This window comes from Micromonospora psammae, from assembly GCF_036902725.1.
In the GTDB taxonomy this organism is placed as follows: Bacteria; Actinomycetota; Actinomycetes; order Mycobacteriales; family Micromonosporaceae; genus Micromonospora.
Window position 1 is genome coordinate 486,984 of record NZ_JBAKHM010000002.1, and the last position, 21,228, is coordinate 508,211.

Annotated in this window: 18 protein-coding genes and 1 pseudogene; 10 read left to right on the forward strand and 9 right to left on the reverse strand. The window is 70.8% G+C overall.

Annotation, left to right across the window (positions count from 1 at the left end; all coding sequences use genetic code 11):
- Together V6U79_RS05610 and V6U79_RS05615 are read right to left on the reverse strand one after the other, a co-directional pair.
- Nucleotides 1–663: a response regulator gene (locus tag V6U79_RS05610; RefSeq protein ID WP_334521556.1), complete on the reverse strand. Its 663-nt coding sequence runs from the start codon at nucleotides 661–663 to the stop codon at nucleotides 1–3.
- Nucleotides 660–1,787 carry a sensor histidine kinase gene (locus tag V6U79_RS05615; RefSeq protein WP_334521554.1) on the reverse strand — a complete coding sequence of 376 codons (1,128 nt, stop codon included), beginning with the start codon at nucleotides 1,785–1,787 and terminating at the stop codon, nucleotides 660–662. Before V6U79_RS05615 ends, V6U79_RS05610 begins: the two co-directional genes overlap by 4 nt.
- 143 nt (nucleotides 1,788–1,930) lie before the next feature.
- On the opposite strand from V6U79_RS05615, the gene V6U79_RS05620 reads away from it, so the two are divergent.
- Genes V6U79_RS05620 through V6U79_RS05630 form a run of 3 tightly spaced genes read left to right on the forward strand, consistent with a single transcriptional unit; the run spans nucleotide 1,931 to nucleotide 5,118 of the window.
- Nucleotides 1,931–2,920, forward strand: coding sequence for a carboxymuconolactone decarboxylase family protein (locus V6U79_RS05620; RefSeq protein WP_334521552.1), 990 nt, complete (start codon nucleotides 1,931–1,933; stop codon nucleotides 2,918–2,920).
- A 9-nt stretch (nucleotides 2,921–2,929) separates the two neighbouring features.
- Entirely contained in the window at nucleotides 2,930–3,382 is a 453-nt protein-coding gene (locus tag V6U79_RS05625; RefSeq protein ID WP_334521550.1) for a DUF6220 domain-containing protein, read from the forward strand.
- A complete protein-coding gene (locus V6U79_RS05630; protein WP_334613746.1) occupies nucleotides 3,379–5,118 on the forward strand; it encodes a multicopper oxidase family protein in 1,740 nt (579 codons plus the stop codon). The genes V6U79_RS05625 and V6U79_RS05630 overlap by 4 nt, the downstream gene beginning before the upstream one ends.
- 92 nt (nucleotides 5,119–5,210) lie before the next feature.
- On the opposite strand, the gene V6U79_RS05635 is transcribed toward V6U79_RS05630, so the two are convergent.
- The 6 genes from V6U79_RS05635 to V6U79_RS05660 form a co-directional block, all read right to left on the reverse strand.
- Complete coding sequence (locus V6U79_RS05635; protein ID WP_334521544.1) at nucleotides 5,211–5,840, reverse strand: cysteine hydrolase family protein; 630 nt, start codon at nucleotides 5,838–5,840, stop codon at nucleotides 5,211–5,213.
- A gap of 235 nt (nucleotides 5,841–6,075) precedes the next feature.
- A complete protein-coding gene (locus tag V6U79_RS05640) occupies nucleotides 6,076–6,774 on the reverse strand; it encodes an MIP/aquaporin family protein (RefSeq protein ID WP_334613747.1) in 699 nt (232 codons plus the stop codon).
- Nucleotides 6,775–7,516: 742 nt separating this feature from the next.
- Nucleotides 7,517–7,990, reverse strand: a complete 474-nt coding sequence (locus V6U79_RS05645) for a DUF3618 domain-containing protein (RefSeq protein ID WP_334521540.1) — start codon at nucleotides 7,988–7,990, stop codon at nucleotides 7,517–7,519.
- Nucleotides 7,987–8,418: a phage holin family protein gene (locus V6U79_RS05650; protein WP_334521537.1), complete on the reverse strand. Its 432-nt coding sequence runs from the start codon at nucleotides 8,416–8,418 to the stop codon at nucleotides 7,987–7,989. Before V6U79_RS05650 ends, V6U79_RS05645 begins: the two co-directional genes overlap by 4 nt.
- A gap of 49 nt (nucleotides 8,419–8,467) precedes the next feature.
- Nucleotides 8,468–8,689: a hypothetical protein gene (locus V6U79_RS05655; protein ID WP_334521534.1), complete on the reverse strand. Its 222-nt coding sequence runs from the start codon at nucleotides 8,687–8,689 to the stop codon at nucleotides 8,468–8,470.
- Between the two features lie 398 nt (nucleotides 8,690–9,087).
- Nucleotides 9,088–9,852: an Fpg/Nei family DNA glycosylase gene (locus V6U79_RS05660; protein WP_334521531.1), complete on the reverse strand. Its 765-nt coding sequence runs from the start codon at nucleotides 9,850–9,852 to the stop codon at nucleotides 9,088–9,090.
- 720 nt (nucleotides 9,853–10,572) lie between these two features.
- Between V6U79_RS05660 and V6U79_RS05665 the strand changes: the two genes are divergently transcribed.
- The 4 genes and pseudogenes from V6U79_RS05665 to V6U79_RS05680 all read left to right on the forward strand — a co-directional run.
- Nucleotides 10,573–12,393: a glycoside hydrolase family 3 protein gene (locus V6U79_RS05665; protein WP_334521528.1), complete on the forward strand. Its 1,821-nt coding sequence runs from the start codon at nucleotides 10,573–10,575 to the stop codon at nucleotides 12,391–12,393.
- Between the two features lie 11 nt (nucleotides 12,394–12,404).
- On the forward strand, nucleotides 12,405–13,712 hold the full coding sequence (locus V6U79_RS05670; RefSeq protein WP_334521525.1) for an exo-beta-N-acetylmuramidase NamZ family protein: 1,308 nt from the start codon (nucleotides 12,405–12,407) through the stop codon (nucleotides 13,710–13,712).
- Nucleotides 13,713–13,723: 11 nt separating this feature from the next.
- Entirely contained in the window at nucleotides 13,724–15,523 is a 1,800-nt protein-coding gene (locus tag V6U79_RS05675) for a serine hydrolase domain-containing protein (protein WP_334613748.1), read from the forward strand.
- A gap of 439 nt (nucleotides 15,524–15,962) precedes the next feature.
- Nucleotides 15,963–16,064, forward strand: a pseudogene (locus V6U79_RS05680) (excalibur calcium-binding domain-containing protein); the annotation flags it as partial.
- Between the two features lie 155 nt (nucleotides 16,065–16,219).
- Here V6U79_RS05680 and V6U79_RS05685 read toward each other — a convergent pair.
- Complete coding sequence (locus V6U79_RS05685) at nucleotides 16,220–17,401, reverse strand: low temperature requirement protein A (RefSeq protein WP_334613749.1); 1,182 nt, start codon at nucleotides 17,399–17,401, stop codon at nucleotides 16,220–16,222.
- A gap of 464 nt (nucleotides 17,402–17,865) precedes the next feature.
- On the opposite strand from V6U79_RS05685, the gene V6U79_RS05690 reads away from it, so the two are divergent.
- The 3 genes from V6U79_RS05690 to V6U79_RS05700 all read left to right on the forward strand — a co-directional run bounded on the left by V6U79_RS05690 (nucleotide 17,866) and on the right by V6U79_RS05700 (nucleotide 21,223).
- Nucleotides 17,866–19,095 carry an NAD(P)/FAD-dependent oxidoreductase gene (locus V6U79_RS05690; protein ID WP_334613750.1) on the forward strand — a complete coding sequence of 410 codons (1,230 nt, stop codon included), beginning with the start codon at nucleotides 17,866–17,868 and terminating at the stop codon, nucleotides 19,093–19,095.
- Between the two features lie 281 nt (nucleotides 19,096–19,376).
- Nucleotides 19,377–20,111: an SDR family oxidoreductase gene (locus tag V6U79_RS05695; RefSeq protein ID WP_334613849.1), complete on the forward strand. Its 735-nt coding sequence runs from the start codon at nucleotides 19,377–19,379 to the stop codon at nucleotides 20,109–20,111.
- Nucleotides 20,112–20,506: 395 nt separating this feature from the next.
- Nucleotides 20,507–21,223, forward strand: a complete 717-nt coding sequence (locus V6U79_RS05700) for an alpha/beta fold hydrolase (protein ID WP_334613751.1) — start codon at nucleotides 20,507–20,509, stop codon at nucleotides 21,221–21,223.
- The last annotated feature ends 5 nt before the right edge of the window (nucleotides 21,224–21,228 follow it).

Genomic DNA, 21,228 nt, shown 5'->3' on the forward strand with positions numbered 1-21,228 from the left:
TCACCGGCGACGCGGCGTGACCAGCCCCGACTCGTACGCCCACACGACCAGCTGGGCACGGTCGCGGCAGTGCAGCTTCGTCATCGCCCGGTTGACGTGTGTCTTGGCGGTCAACGGACTGATCACCATGCGCGCGGCGATCTCGTCGTTGCTCAGCCCCCGGGCGACGAGCTCGACGATCTCCTGTTCGCGGGCGGTCAGCAGGTCGCGCCCGGCCGCCGGCTCGGCCGGCGGTGGGCCGGTGACGAACTCGCTGATGAGCGTGCGCGTGACCGCCGGGGCGAGCAGCGCGTCGCCGCGCGCCACGACGGTGACGGCCTGCAGCAGGTCGGCGGGGTCGGCGTCCTTGAGGAGGAACCCGCTGGCGCCCGCACGGAGTGCGGCGAAGACGTAGGTGTCGAGCCCGTAGTTGGTGAGGATGAGGACGCGGACGGCGGCGAGGTCGGGGTCGGCGGCGATGCGCCGGGTGGCTTCGATGCCGTCGAGTCCCGGCATCTGCACGTCCATCAGCACGACGTCCGGCCGCAGGCGTCGCGACAGTTGGACGGCCGATGCGCCGTCGGCGGCCTCGCCGACGACCTCCAGGTCGTCCTCGGCGTCGAGCAACGCCCGGAATCCGGCCCGCATCAGCGCCTGGTCGTCGACGAGCAGGACCCGGATCACCCTTGACCGTCCAGCGGGATGGTGGCCCGGACGGCGAACCCGCCGCCGTCGCGCGCGACGGCCTGCAGCGTCCCGCCCAGTCCGGTGACCCGTTCCCGCATGCCGCGCAGGCCCACCCCCGGTGTCACCGGCCCGGCCGGCGACGCCCGGCCGTCGTCATCCACCGAGACGGTCAGCTGCGCCGGGGCGTACTCGATGTGGATCTGGGCGGTGGCGGCTCCGGCGTGGCGGGCCACGTTGGTCAGCGCCTCCTGGACCACCCGATACCCGGCCTGGTCGACCTCGGCGGGTAGGTCCCGCGGCTGACCGGTGACGGTCACCTGCACCGGTACGCCGGCCGCCCGGGTCCGCTCGGCGAGCTCGCCCACCCGGGCCAGTCCGACGCGGTCCGCGTCGGAGGGCGAGCGCAGGACGTCCAGCGTCGCGCGAAGCTCCCGCATCGCGGCGCCGCTGGCCTCCTGGATCGCCAGCAGCGCGGCGGACGGTTCCTCGTGGTGCTTGCGGGCCAGGTGTACGGCGATCCCGGCCTGCACCTTGATCACGGAGATGCTGTGGGTCAGCGAGTCGTGCAGGTCCCGGGCGATGCGCAGGCGCTCCTCCCCGGCGCGGCGCAACGCCATCTCCTCGCGGGTGCGTTCGGCCTCGACCGCCCGCTGCTCGACCTGTTCCAGGTACGCCCGGCGCTGCCGTGCGACGAGTCCGGCGACGTTGGCGGCGAAGAACCAGCCCAGCAGCAGGGCGGTCCGCTCGACGATCTGCTGGCTGGGCCGGTCGGCGGGCGCGACCGAGACGTCGCGGGCCAGGAAGCCGCCGAGGAAGACGAGACTGGCCAGGGCGGCCGCCGCGCGGTGCCCCCGCCAGGCGGCCAGGTAGACCGTGCCGAGGACGGGGAACGCGGCGGACACCCCGGCGTGTACCCGGACGTGGAGGACCAGCATGGCGGCGGTCGCCACGCCCAACGCCACCACCGGGTAGCGCCGGCACACCGCCAGGGCCGCCGCCATGACCAGGAGCAGGGCGACGTCGGTCGCCCCCACCGGCGCGGCGTCCGGCGCGAGCGCGGCGTTTCCCAGCAGGAGGCCGCCGAGGGCGAGGCCACTGAGGGCGTACGGCAGATCGCGCATGGTCGAACTGTAGAACCGGCCGTCATCAGGGAGCATCCGGCGCCTGCGGTAGAAGGGCGTACCACGGAGGTGGTATCGGCAACCGGCCAGGTGCCTGCGGCGGCACGACGTTTTTCCGGCCCGCCGAGGCAAGCATCGAGCCCATGACATACCGCTTCTTCACCCCCGATCCCGCGAAGGCGGCGACCGGTCTGACCGCACAGGTCTACCGGCAGTTGCGGGACGACTTCCTCGGGCCGGTACCCACCTTCCAGGCGCTCGCGGCCGTGCCGGAGGTGCAGGCCGCGACGTGGGCGCTGATGCGCGAGGCCCTCCTCGCCGGGGACGCGTCCCGGGTGGATCGCGAGCTCGTCGCGGCGGCGGTGTCCCGGGCCAACCGCTGCCGGTTCTGCGTCGACGCCCACGTGCTGCTGCTGCACGCCCTGGGCGAGCACGAGCTGGCCGAGGTCATCGCCCGGGGCGGGACGCCACCGGAGCCGCGGCACGCCGAGCTCGTCGCCTGGGCCGAGGCCAGCCGGAGCCCTCGGGCCGCCGGCTGGACCAGCCCGTACCGCATCGAGGTCACCGGCACCCTGCTCGCCTTCCAGTTCATCAACCGGATCGTCTCGGCGCTGCTCGATGCGGATCTGCTGCCCGGCGGCCTGCAGCGCTCCCCGCTGGTGCGGTCCGTCGGGGGCCGGCTCTACGCCAGGAGCGCCCGGGAGCCGAAGGAGCCCGGCGGGAGCCTTCCGCTACTCGACGCCGCCACGACGGTGCCACCTGCCTGGGCCGGGGACAGCCCGGTCGCCATCGCGTACGGGGCGCTGAAGGACGCCGCCACGCGCGGCGGGGACCTCCTGGGCGAGGTGGCTCGCCAGACCGTCACGGCCACCGTGCGGTGGGAGGACGGACGGCATCCGACCCGGCCCGCGGACTGGGCCGTCGATCTGGTCCGGGACGTGCCCGCCACGGACCGCGTCGGCACGCGGATAGCGCTGCTGGCGGCGTTCGCGCCCAGCGCGATCAGCCCGGGCGACGTCGCCCTCTGGCGGCTCTCCCATCCGGACGACGCCGACCTCGTGCGGCTGGTCGCGTACGGCGCGATCACGGCCACCGATCACGTCGCCCAGGCCCTGTCCCCGACTCGTCACTAGGAACTCACCATGCGCAAGGCCTTCGTCATCGTCAGCACTCTGTCGCTCGCCGCGTTCGCCCTGCAGTTCATCTTCGCCGCCGTCGGCGCGTTCACCGAACCCGCCGGCGACGACGCGTACACGCTGCACAGCATCACCGGAATGGCGGTCATCCCCGGTCTCACCCTGCTCACCATCCTGTGCGCCGTGCTGGCGAAGGCGCCGGGCCGGATCGTCGGACTGGCGGCCCTGCCGCTCGGCCTGGTCGTCGTGCAGGCGCTCCTCGCCGGGCTCGCGAACGGGTCCACCGACGCCGCGGGCGCCAGCACCCCGTTCGGCCTGACCATCGCCGGGCTGCACGCGCTCAACGGCATCATCGCGGTGCACGTCGTGGTCAGCGTCCACCAGGCGGCGCGAAAGCTGGCCAACCCGCCGGCGGCCGACGCCATCCCGGTGTCCGTCCGGGCAGGGGAGCCGGCATGACCACCGGCTCGCTGCTCGCAGCCGACCTGGTGATCGCGGTCCTCGCGGCCGCCGGCTGGCTGGGCGGCGGCGCCGCGTCGGCCGCCCGGCGTCGGCCGCTCGCCCTGGGACTGGTCGCCTTCGCGCTGCTGGCCACGCTCGCCCGGGCGATCACGATCATCGCGCTCGCCCGCGCCGGCTGGTGGTTCGCGGCGGAGAAGGTCCTCATCGCCGCCCCACTGTCACTCGCGGCGGTGGCCGTCGCCGGGCCGCGGCTGCTGCGGGCCCCGGGCGACATCCGCTCCGTCGCGGTCCCGCTTCTCTTCGCCGGGTACGCCGCGAGTGGCGGCCTGCTCGTGACGGTCCTGCACGGCTATCCGGCGTCGGCGGGAGTCGGACTGCTGGCGGTCGCCGGGGTCCTCGCCGCGACCACGGTCACGTGGCGGGTCCTCGGTGCACGCCCGTCGCCGACGGTGTCCCGGGCGGCCCTCGCGGCGGCGGTCGCGGCGCTGGTGACCGGAACCGGGCTGGCCGTCACTCCGGACGCCGTCACCGGCGTAGCGCATGATCATGGATATCGGGATGCGCGGACCGCCGGTGAACCGACCCGGCGGTTCACCCTGACGGCCGGGACCGCCACGGTGGACGTGAGCGGCCGGGACGTCGCGGCGTGGGCGTTCAACGGGCAGGTCCCCGGACCGGAGTTGACCGCCACCGTCGGCGACGTCCTGGAGGTGACGCTGCGCAACCGGAACATCGCGCGGGGGGTCACGCTGCACTGGCACGGGTACGACGTGCCGAACAGTCAGGACGGGGTGCCCGGCGTGACGCAGGCGGCGGTGCTGCCCGGACAGGAGTTCGTCTACCGGTTCCGCGCCGACCAGGTCGGGACGTACTGGTACCACACGCACGCGGCATCCGACGTCGGCGTGCGGAAGGGGCTCTACGGTGCCCTGGTGGTACGCCCGGCGCCGGTGACCGGCGTCGACGTCACCGTGCCGGTGCACACCCTTGCCGGGCTTCCACTGCCCGCACCGAGAGTGGAGCCGGTCGAGGCGGGAGTGCGCGTGCGGCTGCGGCTGATCAACACCGACAGCACGACACACCGGTACGCGTTGGCCGGGACCCCGTTCCGGGTCGCCGCGATCGACGGATCCGACCTGCGGAACCCGACGCCGCTCGTCGCCACCGCCGTGCTGATTCCGGCCGGGGGACGTTACGACCTGGTGTTCACCGCGCCCGCCACGCCGGTGGCGCTGTCCGTCGACGGACGCGAGGTCTACGCGACCGGACCGGTGTCGGCGGCGACCGGCGCGTGGCCGGTGCTGGATCCGCTCACCTACGGCGTCGCCTCGCCGGTGCCGTGGGCCCGGTTCGACAGGGAGTTCACCCTCGTTCTCGACCGCGGCCTCGACCTGCGCGGACTGCTTCCGCGGTACGCCCACACCGTCAACGGCGCGGCCGATCCGGACATCCCACCTCAGGTCGTACGCCTCGGCGACATCGTCAAGTTCACGATCGTGAACCGGTCCCAGGTCGTGCACCCGTGGCACCTGCACGGGCATCACGTCCTGGTGTTGACCCGCAATGGAAGACCGGCGACCGGGAGTCTCTTGTGGCTGGACTCTTTCGACGTCCGCCCGGGCGAGGTCTGGGAGGTGGCGTTCCGGGCCGACAACCCCGGAATGTGGGCCAACCACTGCCACAACCTGGCCCACGCCGACGCTGGGATGACCCTGCACCTGTTGTACTCGTGATCCTCGGCCGTGAATACGAACGACCGCCCAGCGGCCTACAGCCCCGACGTGCGGTCTCGCGTTCCGCAGGTCAGGCAGGGGTGTCTGAGGCGCTAACCTTTTGCTTCGCGGGTAGCTGCTAGGAATTCGTCGACAGAAAACGTTGCGTGCGAGATCAACGGATACCGTAGGACCATCGCGTCGTATGCCGCCCTACCACCTGCGGCGGCGGTGGCGTCAGTGATCGTTGTGACGTGGTAGCCGCGTTCCATCGCGCTGCGCGCGGTCGACTCGACACACATCGTTCCGATCATTCCGCCGATCGCCAGATACTCGACGTTGTGCTGCCGTAGCTGGACGTCCAGATCAGTGTTGGCCATGACATCGATGTTCTTGTGGGGGGAAATGACCACCTCATTCGGTTCGGGCGACAACTCCGGATGGAATTGCGCACCCCAACTTCCGGCCTCGAACATGCGGTTGTCGTACATCTCCTGGTGAATGCCGGACAGATGTTTCCAAGTGGTGTAGTCGCTTTCGGTGTATGACATGGGAGCGAAAAATACTGGAAATTCTTGTGCGCGCGCTCCGGTGAGAAGACGCTTGATGTTGGCGAACGTGCCGATCCGGTCGAACTCCTCCTTGAATTCAAGGTATCCCTTGCCGCCTTCAGCGAACAATTCGTTGACGGTGTCAATGAGAAGCAGCCCGATGCGCCCAGTCTCGTACGCGTTGGTGGACACGAAACTTCCTCTCGACAGCGCTGGCGGTCTACCTCAACGTAGCCCACACCCTGCCGATGGTTGTTGTGTTCTGCCAGATGGTATTGGCCACGACGGCGAGACGGTCTGCGCCGGTCTCGTGCTGCGCTTCGATGACGACGACCTCACTATCCGCATCGAGGGCGACGAGTGATTCCTGGCCGTCGGCCGGGTGCCGCGCCGGTGCTGGCAGCTCACTGCCGCCTACGCCCGAGCCTTAATCCGCCGGATGGGTGACGCGACGGCGGTCGGTGCCAAGGATGAGCGATGCCGCCGCGGCCGCCAGTGCCCCGCCGAGCATCGGAAAGGTGATGAACACCCAGAGCTGCTGCAGCGCGTTGCCACCTTCGAACAACGCCGGCCCGAGTGATCGTGCCGGGTTGACCGACGTGCCGTCGAGGGCGACGCCAACCAGGTGTGCTGCAGCGAGGGCGAGTCCGATGGGGAGGCCGGCGACGGCGGCGTGCTCGGTGCGGCTGGACACCACCAGGACCACCAGCACGAACAGGAAGGTAAGCACGGTCTCCAGCAGGATGGTGCCGCCGAGGTTGATGGTCTCGCCGTATCCGTTGCTGCCCAGCGATTTCGTTTCGTCGGTGACGCCGCCCCAACGGGTCAGTGTGAACAGCAGAAACCCCGCTACGGTGGCGCCCGCAAGCTGGGCGATCCAGTACCTCACGGCGCCGAGGACAGAGATCTTTCGCGACAGCAGTACGCCGAGGGTGACTGCCGGGTTGACGTGGCTGCCCGACAGCGGACCGATCGTGTAGACCAGCGCCAGCATGACGAAACCGAAGGCCAGCGCGACGACGACCACTCCGCCTTGCTCCCTGGCAGCCACGGCGCTGCCCACACCGATGAAAACCAGCAGCAGCGTGCCGAGGAACTCGGCGCTGACGCGGCGGGCATCGTCCATGCCGTCAGCCTAGGCACAGTGATCCCGGCCGGTAGGCCTCTGGCGAAATCGCCCTGCAAGGGGTTCAAAGAGGCGCCTCTGTCTGCTCGTAATGCGAACGACCGGTACTACGACGGCTGCTGGCCCCGCCAAGGCGTGGCATCCGGCTTCAGCAGCGGGCGCAGGGAGCTGATAGATCGACGCGATATGATCTTGAAGTCGCCTCGGGTGCTCGATGGCCCGCATCAGAGGTTGCACAGCGAAGGTCCCGAAGATTGAGGACGAGGTCACCGACCGCGAGTTCCCAGGTGCTGATACGGGCGCGTCGGGCCATCCGCAGGTACTCCTCAGTTCTTGCGGCGGCGTCGGTAGGTCACCCGACGGAAGCCGCAGTACCTCGCGATGGTGAGAGGGCACCGAGCTGGGTGGGCTGGTCGACTCTGCGGGCCGAGCGGTCGGCGCTGGGCAAGGAGCAGGTGGCCCCTCGAGGGTGGCCGCTTGGCCAAGGACGGGGTGGTTCAGGACCAGCCGGTCCACGATCAGGTTCGCCACGAAGAGGTTGAGGCGAACATCCTGAGGCCCAGCCGCCGACGGCGGTATCGAGCTCTAGGCCAGCCGTGACTCGCGTTGCTGTGCCGGGAGTTCGCTGAAGGCGGGCGGGTCGTGAGGACTCGCCCGCTTCGCCTGTAGGTCGGGTACGTTCAGGTTGCGCTTTCATCCGGCTTGTTCGATACGGCGTCGTGGCTGTCCGCAGGGCTGTTCGTCATCGGGACCGGCGGCGACGATAGGCGAGGACCGCGAGGGCGCCCACGGTGCCGGCGGCGGCCAGGACCGGTACGGGTTTCGTCCGCACCTTCATGCCGATTCTGGTTGTCGCGGCGCGGACGGAGGTGACCAGGGTTGAATCGGCTTTGGCGGTGGTCTGCGGGCTGGCCCGCATCAAGCTGCGTACCGCATCGGCGCTGTGTTGCGCCTTTTGCTGGATCGCCGTGACGCGCTGGGAGGTCTTCTGAGTCACGGTCCGGGTCAGCTGCACCGCTGTTGTCCTAGCCGACTGGCCGACCCGGTCGGCACGCTGTCGGAGTCCGTCGGCGGCGGTGGTGACCTTGGTGCCGACCTGGGCCTTGACGTCGGTCTTCGCAGCCAGGGCGGCAACGGTCTCGCCGAGTTCCGCGCGTGTGCGCTGGATGTCGCGTCGGGTCTGGTCTGGGTCGCTGCTTCCCGCTGGCGTGCTCATGACTCTCTCCGACTCGCTGCGCCGCGTATCGTCTCGGCGTCGGCGCGCACGCTGTCTCTGGTCGCCGTCGGGGTGACGGGCATGGCTTTGGTGACCTGCTTCTTGCCGCGTTGCGCCGCGATGGCGGCGGCGATGGCCAGGATCACCGTGACGATGAGGGCGGCCAGCGCATCGGGCATGATCGCGGCCAAGGCAAGGACGATCGTGGCGACGGCGCTGCCGCCGGCGTAGAGGCCGAGCGCGGCGCCGCCACCGAGCAGCCCGGCGCCGGTGCCGGCGTGTTTGCCCTTCGTGATCAGCTCCGCCCGAGCCATCGTCAGCTCGTCGCGCACCAACTTGGTGATCTGTTCGGTGGCGCGCTGCACCAGTTCAGCGACCGGCGCGCCAGTAGACGCAGCATCGGGGCTGCTGCTGGGACGTTCTGCCATGAGTACTCTCACCTTTCCGCGGGTCGGAGTGCCCGGAGCACTGCTCGGATCAGCTGTGCTGCGCGGCCGACGTACTCATCGAGCCCGGCGACCGGCCGTCCGAGCGTCCGCTCAGTGAGGGGATGAAGGTCTCGTCCAGATGCCCGGCGGGGAGGCCGCTGCCCTGCTGGCGACGTCGCAGGGCCAACGTTCCCGCGGCTCCGGTCAGCGCCCCGGCCGCAAAGGCAAGGATGAGCGCTTGCCGAGCGGTGGAGTTCCTCTTGCGGGTCATGACTGCCTCCTGAACCCAACGTGTCTGCCTGTCCTGATTGTCGGGCTCAGTTGCAGGCGTTAGGTCCTAAACGGCGGACTTGCATGGAATGTGAGTACGACTTGCCTCCCGGTCACCGATTGAGCTGTCGTCTACCTGTGAGCAGGCGTGACATGAGCAAGACTGGCAGCACCAACGTGCTTCGCTCGCTCGGTCTCTGCGGCACGGTCTGGATCGTTTGCGCCTGCGCGGGCGAGGGAGCCGGCGAGGTGATCGGCGTGGCTCAGGGGTGGCGAGGGTGAGCGATACGGATCTGGGCGCCCGCAGCGAGCGGGGCAGTGAGTACGCCGACCTGTCTCGCCTGGTCCGGGCAGCGGGTCTCCTCGACCGGAGGCCGGCCCAGCGGTATCGCGCAGACGCTATCCGCCGCCCGCCGGTTGGTCGACCGGGCAGGCGTACGCCGTGCGGCCACCGAGCTGCCAGGTCCGTACGGGGCTGCCGCACCGCCGACAGCGCTCCCGCTTGTAGACCCACCGCTCGTCCGGCACGGCCGGGTCGCTGACCACCTGGCCCGCGTCACGTCCCAGGGCCAAATGCTTCACGGCCAGCTGCCACAACCGCCTCGCCCTGGCATCCCCTACGCTGACAGCGCCGGGATCCAGCTCCGCCAGGAAGAGCAGCTCGGCTCGCCAAGCGTTTCCGATCCCGGCCCAGACCCTCTGGTCCAGCAGTGATGTCCCCACCGGCGCGCCGGCCGCCGAAAGCCGGCGGACGGCCTCCACCGGATCGGCGTCGTCGCGCAGCGGGTCCGGTCCGAGCGAGGCCCTCAGGGCGCGTTCCGCGTCCGACGATAGCGGCTCACAGCGAATCGGCGCGATCAGGTCGTACGCCACCTCCGGTCCGGCCAGCCGCAGCCGGGTCCCGCGCCGAGGCGGCACGGTCGGGTCGGCGATCCGCAGGAACAGCCCCCGCATGCCGAGGTGGACGTGCAGCACCGGTGCGTGGGTGAAGTGATAGAGCAGATGTTTGCCGTACGCCTCGACCGCCGTCAGGGACTGGTTGGCGTAGGGGCGCGGGTCGAAGCGACCCTGCGGGCTGGACATTTGTACTGGCTGACCGGCGAGGGCGGCGTGCTGCTCGCGGGCGTGTCGGTGGATGAGGTGCCCCTCGGGCATGGCCGTCATCTACCCGGCCTGCCGGTGGGAAAACCGGTGCGGCGGTCGCACCGGCACCGTCCCGAAGGCATTGATCGCGCGTTGCCCGCCATTGAAGCAGCCTCTTCATATCGCGGGCCCGCTCCGCCGCGCCCGTCAGCTTAGCGGGCGCAAGGACACCACCGGTGCTGGCCGCCTCGTCGTCCGGGTGGGCGTGCACCGCCATCAAGGTCGGAGATCCCTCAGCCATGCCCATACGCCACGAGGGGCGGTCGCCGCCGCGCGGCACTCACCGCGCGGCGCCAGTCCGCCCCGTGGTCGATCGGGCGCCGGCTCGTCGAGCGGTGATCAGAGCCAGGAGCAGTCGAAGTCACTGAGGCGGTTGCGGAAGTAGCCGGCGTGCATCCATCCCCAGTTGGTGTAGGTCCAGTAGTTGCCCGGTGGAGGCATTGGACCAGCTGCACCACTTGTAGACGGTGGTGCCGTAGGGCACGTAGTCGATGGCCGTGCAGGCGGCAACTCCATACCGAGCACTTGAAACCCGTTACCTGGTGATGTCGCCGTCCGGGCCTGGACGGGCGTCCTCGCTGTCCTGGCGGTCGGCACCCTGGGCTGGCCGTGGTCACGACCCGCCCAGGGCGAGCCCCGACCGAACCGCTCGGGATGCGGCGGTTTTTGGAAGGTTACCTTCTTGACGGCCAATCGAGATGTAGCTAAGTTTCAGCCACCCGGACTGAGAGGCCGTCGTCTATGCAGACCCGACTCGCCACCGCGACTGTCCTGTTGGCCACCCTGACCACCACACTCGCGCCCCTTCCCGCCCAGGCCGCCGCCGCACCGGTGCATCCCCCGTCGGCCGAACACGGCTGGGTCACCTCGACGCTGCGGCACATGAGCCTGGAGCAGAAGGTCGGCCAACTCTTCGCCACCTACGTCTACGGCGGTGACGCCACCGAGCCCACGGCCGCCGACCGCGCCGCGAACCGGGCCGCGTTCGGCGTCGAGACGCCGGCCGAGGTCATCGACCGGTACCACCTCGGCGGTGTCTGCTACTTCTCCTGGTCGCACAACCTGGACGATCCCCGCCAGATCGCCACCCTCTCCAACGGACTCCAGCGAGCCGCCCTCGGCGACGGCGCGAAGGGCCGGGCGCCCCTGCTCATCTCCACCGATCAGGAGCAGGGCGTGGTGCTGCGGATGCCCGCCCCCGCCGCGCAGTTCCCCGGGGCCATGGCGCTGGGAGCCGCGCGGTCACCGGGCGCCGCCCGGACGGCGGCGGAGGTCACCGGACGCGAGCTGCGCGCGGTCGGCATCCACCAGCCGTACGCGCCGATCGCGGACGTCAACATCGACCCGGGCAACCCGGTGATCGGCGTACGATCCTTCGGCGCCGATCCCACCCTGGTGGCAGACCTCACCGCCGCGCAGGTCACCGGGTTCCAGGACGGTGCCGGTGCGAGCGCGGTCGCGAAGCACTTTCCCGGGCACGGCGACACGGCCACCGACAGTCACACCGGTCTGCCGGTGATCGACCACAGTCGGGCGGAGTGGGATCGGATCGACGCGCCCCCGTTCCGGCGGGCGATCAACGCCGGTGTCGAGTCGATCATGACCGCGCACATCGTGGTCCCCGCGCTCGACCCCTCCGGTGACCCCGCGACGCTGTCGCCGACGATCCTCACCGGCGTGCTGCGCGGCGAACTCGGCTTCCGGGGCGTCATCGTCACCGACGCGTTGAACATGGCCGGCGTGCGGGCGAAGTACGGCGACGACCGGGTGCCCGTGCTGGCGCTCAAGGCCGGCGCCGACCAGCTCCTGATGCCGCCGGACCTCGCGCTGGCGCGGGACGCGGTGCTGCGTGCCGTCGCCACCGGCGAACTCACCGAGCGGCGGATCGACGAGTCCGTTCGGCGCATCCTCGGCCTGAAGTACCGCCAGGGGCTGGCCCGCTCACCGCTGGTCGACGTCGAGGAGGCGGTACGCACGGTTGGCGCGCCGGAGCACCTCGCCGCCGTCACCCGGGTCACCGACCCGACCCTCACCGCCGTCCGCAACGACGCCGGGCTGCTGCCGCTGCCCCGCGCCGACCGGTCGGTGCTGGTCACCGGCTGGAACAGCGCCGCCTTCGCCCCGATCACGACGGTCGCCGACGGGTTCAGCGCTCGCGGCGCCCGGGCCACCGCCCGACCGGCGACCCTGCCCTCGGACGCGGTGATCGCCGCGACGGCCAGCCAGGCCGCCGCGCACGACCTCACCGTCGTCCTGGTGAACAAGGCTTGGGACACCGTTGTCACCGACCCGCGCGGCACCCAGCGGCGCCTCGTCGCGGCGCTGCTCGCCACCGGGAAGCCGGTGATCGTCGTGGCGGTCCGCGATCCCTACGACATCGCGTACCTGCCGGGGGTGACCACCTACCTGGCGACCTACTCGTACACCCGGGCGGCGATGGACGCCCTCGTCCGTGCGCTGCACGGCGAGCTGTCCCCGAGTGGACGGCTGCCCGTCACGATCCCCACGGCCGAGGGGGCGGGCTCCGTGCTCTACCCCTACGGTCACGGCCTGAGCTGGTAGGAGGCAACCCAATGCAGCGGAGGAAATTCCTTGTCGGCGCGGTCGGTACGGGCGCGCTGGGGGCGGGAGCTGGAGCGCTCGGCCTCGGCGGGGCCCTGGCGCCCGCCGCGGCCGCCCCCGGTGTCCGTCGGGTCGGCACCGGTCTCGACCAGCTGGTGTCCTCCGGGTTCGCCGAGCTTGCCGGCGAGCGGGTCGGGGTCATCTCCAACCCGACCGGCGTCGACGCGGCCTACCGGCACCTGGTGGACCTGATGCACGGCTCCGGCCAGGTCCGGCTGGTCGCGGCGTTCGGCCCCGAGCACGGCTTCCGCGGCTCAGCGCAGGCCGGTGGCAGCGAGGGCACCGGCGTCGACGCCCGCACCGGCATCCCGGTCTACGACGCGTACGGCGCCTCGCTGGCCCGGTGGGAGAGCATGTTCACCGAGGCCGGGGTGGACACGGTGGTCTTCGACATCCAGGACGTCGGGGTCCGCTTCTACACCTACATCTGGACCATGTACACCTCGATGATGGCCGCGGCCCGGGTCGGCAAACGCTACGTCGTGCTGGACCGACCCAACCCGATCGGCGGGCGGGCCTACGGACCGATGATGACCTCGCCGTACACCTCGGGCGTGGGCCTGAAAGAGATCATCCAGCAGCACGGGATGACCGTCGGGGAGCTGGCCCGGTTCTTCAACGCCACGTTCCTGCCGGCCGAGGCGGGGCGACCGGTCGACCTGGACGTGGTGCGGTGCCGGCACTGGAAGCGCGACGACCTCGCCGCCGACACCGACGTGCCCTGGGTGATGCCCAGCCCGAACATGCCCACCCCGGACACCGCGCTGGTCTACCCGGGCACCGGCCTCTTCGAGGGCGTCGCGTCGATCACCGAGGGGCGCGGCACGACCCGCCCGTTCGAGCTGATCGGCGGGCTGGCGACCGACTTCGACCACCACTGGGGCGACCGGCTCAACGCCCGCAACCTGCCCGGTGTCGAGTTCCGCGAGGCGTACTTCTCGCCGACGGCGGCGGGGCACAAGCCGGCGTTGCTCAACAAGCTCTGCGCCGGCGTCGAGGTGAAGGTCGTCGACCGGGCGGTGTACGACCCGATCCGCACCGGGGTGGCGATGCTCATCGAGGCGCACAAGTACCCGGCGTTCGCCTGGCGGCGCGACTCGTGGGACGCCGTGCGCCCGTACTGGATCGACAAGCTCACCGGCTCGCCGCGGTTGCGTACCCAGATCGACGCGGGGGCCGACGTGGACGATGTCGTCGGCGCCTGGGCCGACGAACTGGCGGCCTTCAACCGGCAGCGCCAGCCCTACCTGCTCTACTGAGGAGCGCGATCATGACCGGTTCGTCCCGTCGTCCGCTCCGCCCCCTCGCGCTCGGCCTGGCCCTGGTGGTCCTGGGCACGACGGCGCCGGCCACCGCCGCGACCGCCAGCCCGAGCGGATCCGGGCCGCCGAGCGTCACCCCCGCCGACATCCGGTTCCGCGACGACACGCTGCGCACCGGCGGCGCCCGCGAGGTGGGCCTGCTGCCCGAGCAGGTGGACCGCCTCCCGGTCGACCTGGCCGGGTATCTCCAACCGACGCCGGACCACCCCGGTCACCCGGCGTACGCCGGCGCGGTGGTCCTGGCCGCCAAGGACGGCGTGATCGTCCAGCACGCGGCGGTGGGCACGGCGGTGCGGTACGCCGCCGTCGGCCCGCCGCCCGGGCTGGTCGGCGTGGAACTCCCCGCCGACCAGCAGCTTCCGACCCGGCCGGACACCATCTTCGACCTGGCGTCGGTCTCGAAGCTGTTCACCACGATCGTCACCATGCAGCAGGTGGAGCGCGGGCGGGTGGAGCTGGACGCGCCGGTCGCCCGGTACGTCCCGGAGTTCGCCGCCGGCGGCAAGGCGGCGGTCACCGTCCGGATGCTGCTCACGCACACCTCGGGTCTGCCCGCCTTCACGCCGCTGTGGAGCAGGTACCCGACGCCGGCTGAGCGGTTCGCCGCCGCGCTCGCCACGCCGCTGGCGGCCGGGTCGACGCCGGGTTCCCGGTACGTCTACTCCGACCTCGGACTGATCGCGTTGGGCGTGCTGGTGGAACGGGTGACCGGCCGCCCGCTCGCCGAGCTGGTCCGCGACGGGGTGACCGGGCCGCTGGGCATGACCGACACCGGCTACAACCCGGCCCCGGAGCAGCGGTCCCGGATCGCCGCGACCGAGTACCAGCCGTACGCCGGGCGCGGCATGGTCTGGGGCGAGGTGCACGACGAGAACGCCTGGTCCCTGGGCGGGGTGGCCGGGCACGCCGGGGTCTTCTCCACGGCGCCGGACCTGGCCGTTCTCTGCCAGTCGCTGCTCAACGGCGGCGAGTACCGGGGGCGACGGATCCTGCGAGCGGACACGGTGCGCGCGATGCTGGTCAACCACAACGCGCCGCTGGAGTCGGACTACCCGGAGAGCGATCGCGGGCTCGGCTTCGAGCTCAACAAGCACTGGTACATGATGGGCCTCTCCTCCCCGGTGGGCTTCGGGCACACCGGCTTCACCGGCACGTCGATCGTGATCGACCCGCTGTCGCACTCGTTCGTCGTCCTGCTCAGCAACCGGGTACACCCCGATCGTGGCTGGGGCAGCAACAACGTGGCCCGGCGCGCGATCGCGCGCGACCTGGCCGAGGCGATACCGGTGCGGCCGCGCTCCGACAGCGCCTGGCGGGCCGACCCGCGCGACCTCGCAACCGGCACGCTCACCGCGCCGCTGCGCCGGGCCGCTCGGGGCGGGACGGCGAGCTTCCTGCTCTGGTACGACACCGAGCCCCGCTACGACAGCGCGCGGTTGGAGGTCTCCACGGACGGCGGCCAGACCTGGGCACCGGGGCGCATGCTGCTGCGCCACGCCGACCGGCGGTGGACCGCCGACGGCACGGTCACCGGCTACGGGGGCCGGGTCTGGTGGCAGGTCTCGGTGGCCCTGCCCGACCAGGCCACCCACCTGCGGTGGAGCAGCAGCACCGACGGCTCCGGCCAGGGGCGCGGCGTCTACGTCGACCGGGTCGTCGCGGCCGACCGGGACGGCGTGCTCTTCGGCGGGGAGGGCGGCGACGCCTCCCGATTCGTCGCCGACGGGTGGTCACCCGCGCGCACCTGACCGGAGGGCGAACGAGTCCTGCCTCACCCGTGCCGGCGCGGGTGAGGCAGGACGGTCTGGCCGTCGCGTTCCCACCACCGTCGTTCCGTCAACCGAAATGGATGCGGCGCCACCTGCCGTCCGCGGCGGTCGTTTTTCGTTCGACGTCATCTCCGCCGCGGTCGTCGGTGGGCTCCTGCTGCTCTGCTGCTGCGGCGAGTCATCTGCGCCGTTGGCGACGACGATGACGACCAGCCCGGCCGACCGGTAGTGAACACGTCGGCCATCGCCAGCACGCCGCCACCGTCCACGCCGGCGCAGAAGGTGGCGCCGTCGCCGACGAAGAGCACGGTGGTGAAGGCGTCGGCGACGCCGAAGCGGACCACCAGCGCACCGAAGCCGTCCCGACCAGGAAGCCCCTACCAGCGTCGAAGAACGACTCGCGGGCACGTGCGCGGAGGCCAACGCCAACGGGTGCGGCCCGTACGTGGAGGGCGACGACCCGGAGTACGACTGGTACCGCGACCGTGACGGTGATGGCATCGTGTGCCGGCCCCGCTGACCCTGCACAGCATGAAAGCGGCCCCGCACTCCCGAAGGAGAGCGGGGCCGCTGCACGTTGGTCGGTGCCTGACCGGGACGTCACCGGCAGCACCGCGCCTTGCTGTCCGGCCGGGAAATCTCCCCTTGAAGAAATCATGATCGGCAGGACACGCCCTAGCCGTGTGGTGAGGGCGGCTCGGGTGGGCGCCCTCGGGCGCGGGCTGCGTCGGATGCGGCGATTGCCGCCAGGACGAGGGCAGGTGCCACGGCGACCAGCAGCGGCGGCAGGATGGACGCCGCCGGCGACAGGGCGGCGAGTACGAGGACCCCGATCGGCCGGGAGCGGGACACCCGGCCGAACACCTCGTACTCGAACATGCCCCGTCCGACGAGGAACAGCGCGGGTCCGCCGAGGATGACGATGACCCAGGCCGGTTTTGTGTGCCCGAATGGGTGCTCGATGACAAGCTCGTCGCCGACTGCGATGGCGACGATGCCGGCGACCATGAACAAGTGGGCGTAGATCGCCGGGATGACCGCGCGGTGTGGGTCGGGGTCGGCGTCGATGACCTCCGCCAGCAAACCGCCGGCGCGGTGGATGTAGATCCGCCACAGCAGCACCGTGGTAGCGAACGCGATCGCGACCGCGGCAACCCGCTCAGGCTCGAACCTGCCGCGGCTGAACGTCAGTCCGCTGATCAGGATGAGCTCGCCGAGCGCGATGAGGAAGAGCAGCCGGAAGCGTTCGGCTGCGTGCTCGCCGTAGATGCCGAACTCGGCTCTGCGTGGGGACGCACGACCCAGCCGCGGTGTGGGCAAGCCGAGCGAGACTGACACGTACTCCACGGTCACGGCCAGCGCCCACAGGACCGCACGGGCCGTGTCGTGAGTGACAGCACCCGCGATCCACGGCACTGCGGACACGCCGAACCAGAAGAGTTGCCGCAGGAAGGCGCGCTGCCCTTCGTGGCCCCGCAGCAGGAGCGCGGCACCGGCGTTGCGACCGATCTGGGTGGTGACGTAGATGCCTGCGAAGATCAGGCCCTGCTCGCCGAACGCCTCCGGCACCGCGGCGGCCATCAGCAGCGTGGCGAACATGGTCGCGATCACCAGTAGCTGTATCGGTGTCCGCCGCGGGCTCAACCTGTCCGTGAGCCTCGCCGTGTTGGCCCAGACCGCCCACAGGGCCAGCAGCAACACCAGCAGCTGGAACGCGCCGCTCCAGTTCAGCTGCTCCAGCAGCTGCTGCGAGAGTCGTGCGAGCCCGAAGACGAACACCAGGTCGAAGAAGAGTTCCAGGTACGTCGCTCGTGGTTCCTCGGGTCGTCTCAGGAGCCCGGCTGCCCCACTCCTCATGTGCCCGCCGTTCCGCCGTTTTGTACCACTTCCGGTAGTTCGTACCACAGGACGACGCCGCCGAATCAGGGATGCGCTCCAGTGGTTCGGGTTCGAGCGGCTCTGTCACCCCGCCGGGCGGCGATAGAGGTCGGCGAGTTCCTTCCAACCGAAGGTCGGGACAGTTCCGCGCCGAGGCAGCGCGTCATCGGCCCGGAAATCAGGCGCAGCCTGCTGGAGCACGGGTAGCGGCGGCAGGTACGAGCTTCACGCCAGCGTCCGCGCGGCACTCCTCTGGCACTCGTTATGCACTGCCGCCGCATAGCTTGATCGTCGCGTGAGCGGTTGCCCGCAACGGGCGTCCGAGGCCAACCGGGTCGTCAGCCCGCACGCACCACTGAAGATCATTCACCGATCCGGCGAGGTCGCTGCCGTGCTGGCTGACTACCGGCGGCACCACGCCGCCAGATGACGGAGAACACACCATGCCAAAACTCGACACATTCGTCATCGTCGGAGCGAGCCTTGCCGGGGCCAAGGCCGCCGAGGCACTGCGATCAGAACACTTTGCCGGCCGGATCGTTTTGATCGGCGACGAAACGCGGCGGCCGTACGAGCGGCCGCCACTGACCAAGGGGTTCCTCCTCGGCACGGCTGATGCCGAGAGCCCCTTTCTTCACGAGCCGGACTGGTACGCCACGCACGACATCGACCTACGCCTGGGCGCACGGGTCACCGAGGTGGACGTGCGCAACCGCATCGTGCGAACCGGCGCGGAGGCGATCGCGTACGACCGGCTGCTGCTGGCCACGGGGTCGGCTCCGCGGCGGTTCCCCGGCCCGGGCGGGGACCGCGAGAACGTTCTGTACCTGCGCAGCTATGACGACTCACAGCGCCTGTCCGGCGTGTTGCGCGACGGGGGACACCTCACCATCGTTGGCTCCGGCTGGATCGGGTTGGAGGTGGCGGCCGTGGCCCGGCAGCGCGGAATCGAGGTCACCGTGGTCACGCCGGACTCCGTCCCGCTGGGCCGCGTGCTGGGTGACCAGATCGGTGGGCTCTTCACCGAACTGCATCGCAGCCACGGGGTCGACTTCCGGTTCGGCAGGCGAGTGCGGGAGTTGCGCGGGGGCACCCGCGTGGAGCAGGTGCTGCTGGACGACGGCACCACCGTGCAGACCGACAACGTGCTCGTGGCCATCGGGGCCGAGCCGAACGTGGACTTGGCGGAGCGGGCCGGGTTGGCCGTTGCGGACGGCGTACTCGTCGACGCCTATCACCGCACCGCCGACCCGAGCGTCTTCGCCGCCGGCGACATCGCCAACGTCGACCACCCGCGGTACGGCACCCGGATCCGGGTCGAACACTGGTCCAACGCCCTGCACTCCGGTCCGGCCGCGGCGCGCTCCATGCTCGGCTTCGGCACGCCGTGGACCCGCGTACCGTATTTCTTCACCGATCAGTACGACCTGAGCATGGAGTACGCCGGGCGGCTGACGCCCGGCGCGGACCTCGTCGTGCGCGGTGAGCTGGACAAGCGCGAGTGCATCGTGTTCTGGACCGTCGGCGGGCAGGTGGTGGCCGGCATGAACGTCAACGTCTGGGACGTCAACGACCAGATCCAGAACCTGATCGAGGCGGGGTTCTCCGGTCATCGGGTGGACTGGGCCCGCCTGGCCGACCCTGCGGTGCCGCTCGCCGAACTGTTGCCGTGATGGCATCAGCTGTCGCCGGGATGGTGACGAACCTCCTCGGCCGAATCGTCGTGCGACCTATCGAGGCACGCACTCGTTCGTAACTGGAAGCGCACTGCGGCTCACTAGCGTGCCCTGGAGCGCGGCGCGGCGGTGCCGGTGGACGAGCCGAAGTGGCTCGGCGTTCGCGGGGGCCTCCCACACCGGCGATCTGCGGCGCTCGACGAGTTCGCGGCGCAGAACAATGCCGTGCCCCAACCCGGAGCACGGCATGTCCGACAAAGGAGACAACAGTGAAAATCGTGGTAGTCGGCGGTACGGGCATGGTCGGCCGTAATGTTGTGACGAAGCTGCAAGAGCGAGGGCACGAGGTGATTGCCGCGGCCCCGCAGACCGGTTTCAACACCCTGACCGGTGAGGGTGTCGACGCGACGCTCGAGGGCGCGGAGGTCGTACTGGACGTGACCAACGCGCCGAACATGGAGGAGGGGCCCGCCACCGACTTCTTCCGCACCTCCGGCCGCACGCTGCTGGCCGCGGAGAAGAAGGCGGGAGTACGCCATCACGTGACGCTGTCGATCGTCGGCGTGGACCGTCCGCACGACCTTGGCTACTACCGGGCCAAGGTGGCGCAGGAGCAGGTGGTACGCGACGGCGATGTCCCATTCACCATCGTGCGCTCCACGCAGTTCTTCGAGTTCATGAAGGCGGTCGTGGACGGCAACGCCGACGGCAACACGGTCCGGCTGCCCACCACGATGGTCCAGCCCATCGCCGTCACGGACCTGGCCGCGGAGCTGGCCTCGATCGCGGTGGAGGCGCCTGTCGGTGATGTCGTCGAGGTGGCGGGACCCGAGGCGATGCCGCTGGACGAGTTCGCCCGCCGGCTCACGGCGGTGATCGGTGACGGCCGGACGGTGACCACCGATCCCAGTGTGCGGCCCTTCTTCGGGGTGGAGCTGGACGGACGGCTGCTCGTGCCCGGCCCCGGCGCCCGGCTGGCGGCCACCGACCTGCCCGCCTGGGTCGCCGCCTGAACCGGGAGATCGGCGTGCCCGGGCTGCGCGCGGCGTGCCCGGCACGGCTGCTGCTGGCGGGCGACGGCCGCCGCCGCACCTGATGGTGCGGCGGCCGGCCCCGCTGGTCATCGACGTGGTCCGGCTGCGCAGAACCAGCGGTCGGTGGTGGGCAGCCTTGCGTGAGTCGCGCGGCTGCCCACCTCCGACGGCAGCACCGGGACGGCCCGTCGATCGATGAGAGTCTCCTTCACCCGGCTCAGCGGACGTGCACCCGCAGGTGTGCCAGGCGGTCGCGTTGCCGCGACCTGTTCGGTGAACCAGTGACGGCGCGCACGCACTCGTTCGCCACCGCTTCTGCACTGGGCCTCCCTAGCGTTCCTGAGCAGAGACGACCCCGACCTGGGAGGCATGTCATGCGCGAAGAACCCGCCGTCGTGCTGGTGCACGGCGCATTCGCCGACTCGACCGCGTGGAATCCGGTCCTGGCCGGGCTGACCCGGCAGGACGTTGACGTGATCGCCGTCGCCAACCCCCTTTGCAGCCTGCAGGGGGACGCCGAGTACCTGCGGGACGTGATCGAAGGACTCGACCGGCCGGTGATCCTGGTGGGTCACAGTTACGGCGGCATGGTCATCACCGAGGCGGCGACGGACCTCGACGCCGTGCGTGGCCTGGTGTACGTGGCCGCGTTCACCCCGGACCAGGGTGAGTCCGCGTTCGAGCTCGCCGGGAAGTTTGCCGGCAGCACCCTCGGGTCGACGCCGCTGGCGTACCCGGTCGGCGGCAACGAGGTTCGCATCGGCCCGGCGAAGTCCCACGTGCAGTTCGCCGCGGACCCCGAGTTCGAGGACGCGAGCCGGCCCGGCCGCACCCAACGTCCGGTGACCGAAATGGCGCTGACCGACTGCCTGTCTACCGCCAAGCCCGCCTGGCGGACGCAGCCGACCTGGCAGGTGTTCGGTGACGTCGACCGCAACATCCCGGTAGAGCTGTTCCGGTTCCAGGTGCGCCGGTCCGCGCCGTACGGCGTGTACGAGGTGCCCGGGGCCTCACACGCCATCGCGACCTCGCAGCCCGAAGCGGTGACCGCGACGATCCTCCAAGCCATCGCCTACGCCACAGCCTACTGAGCCGG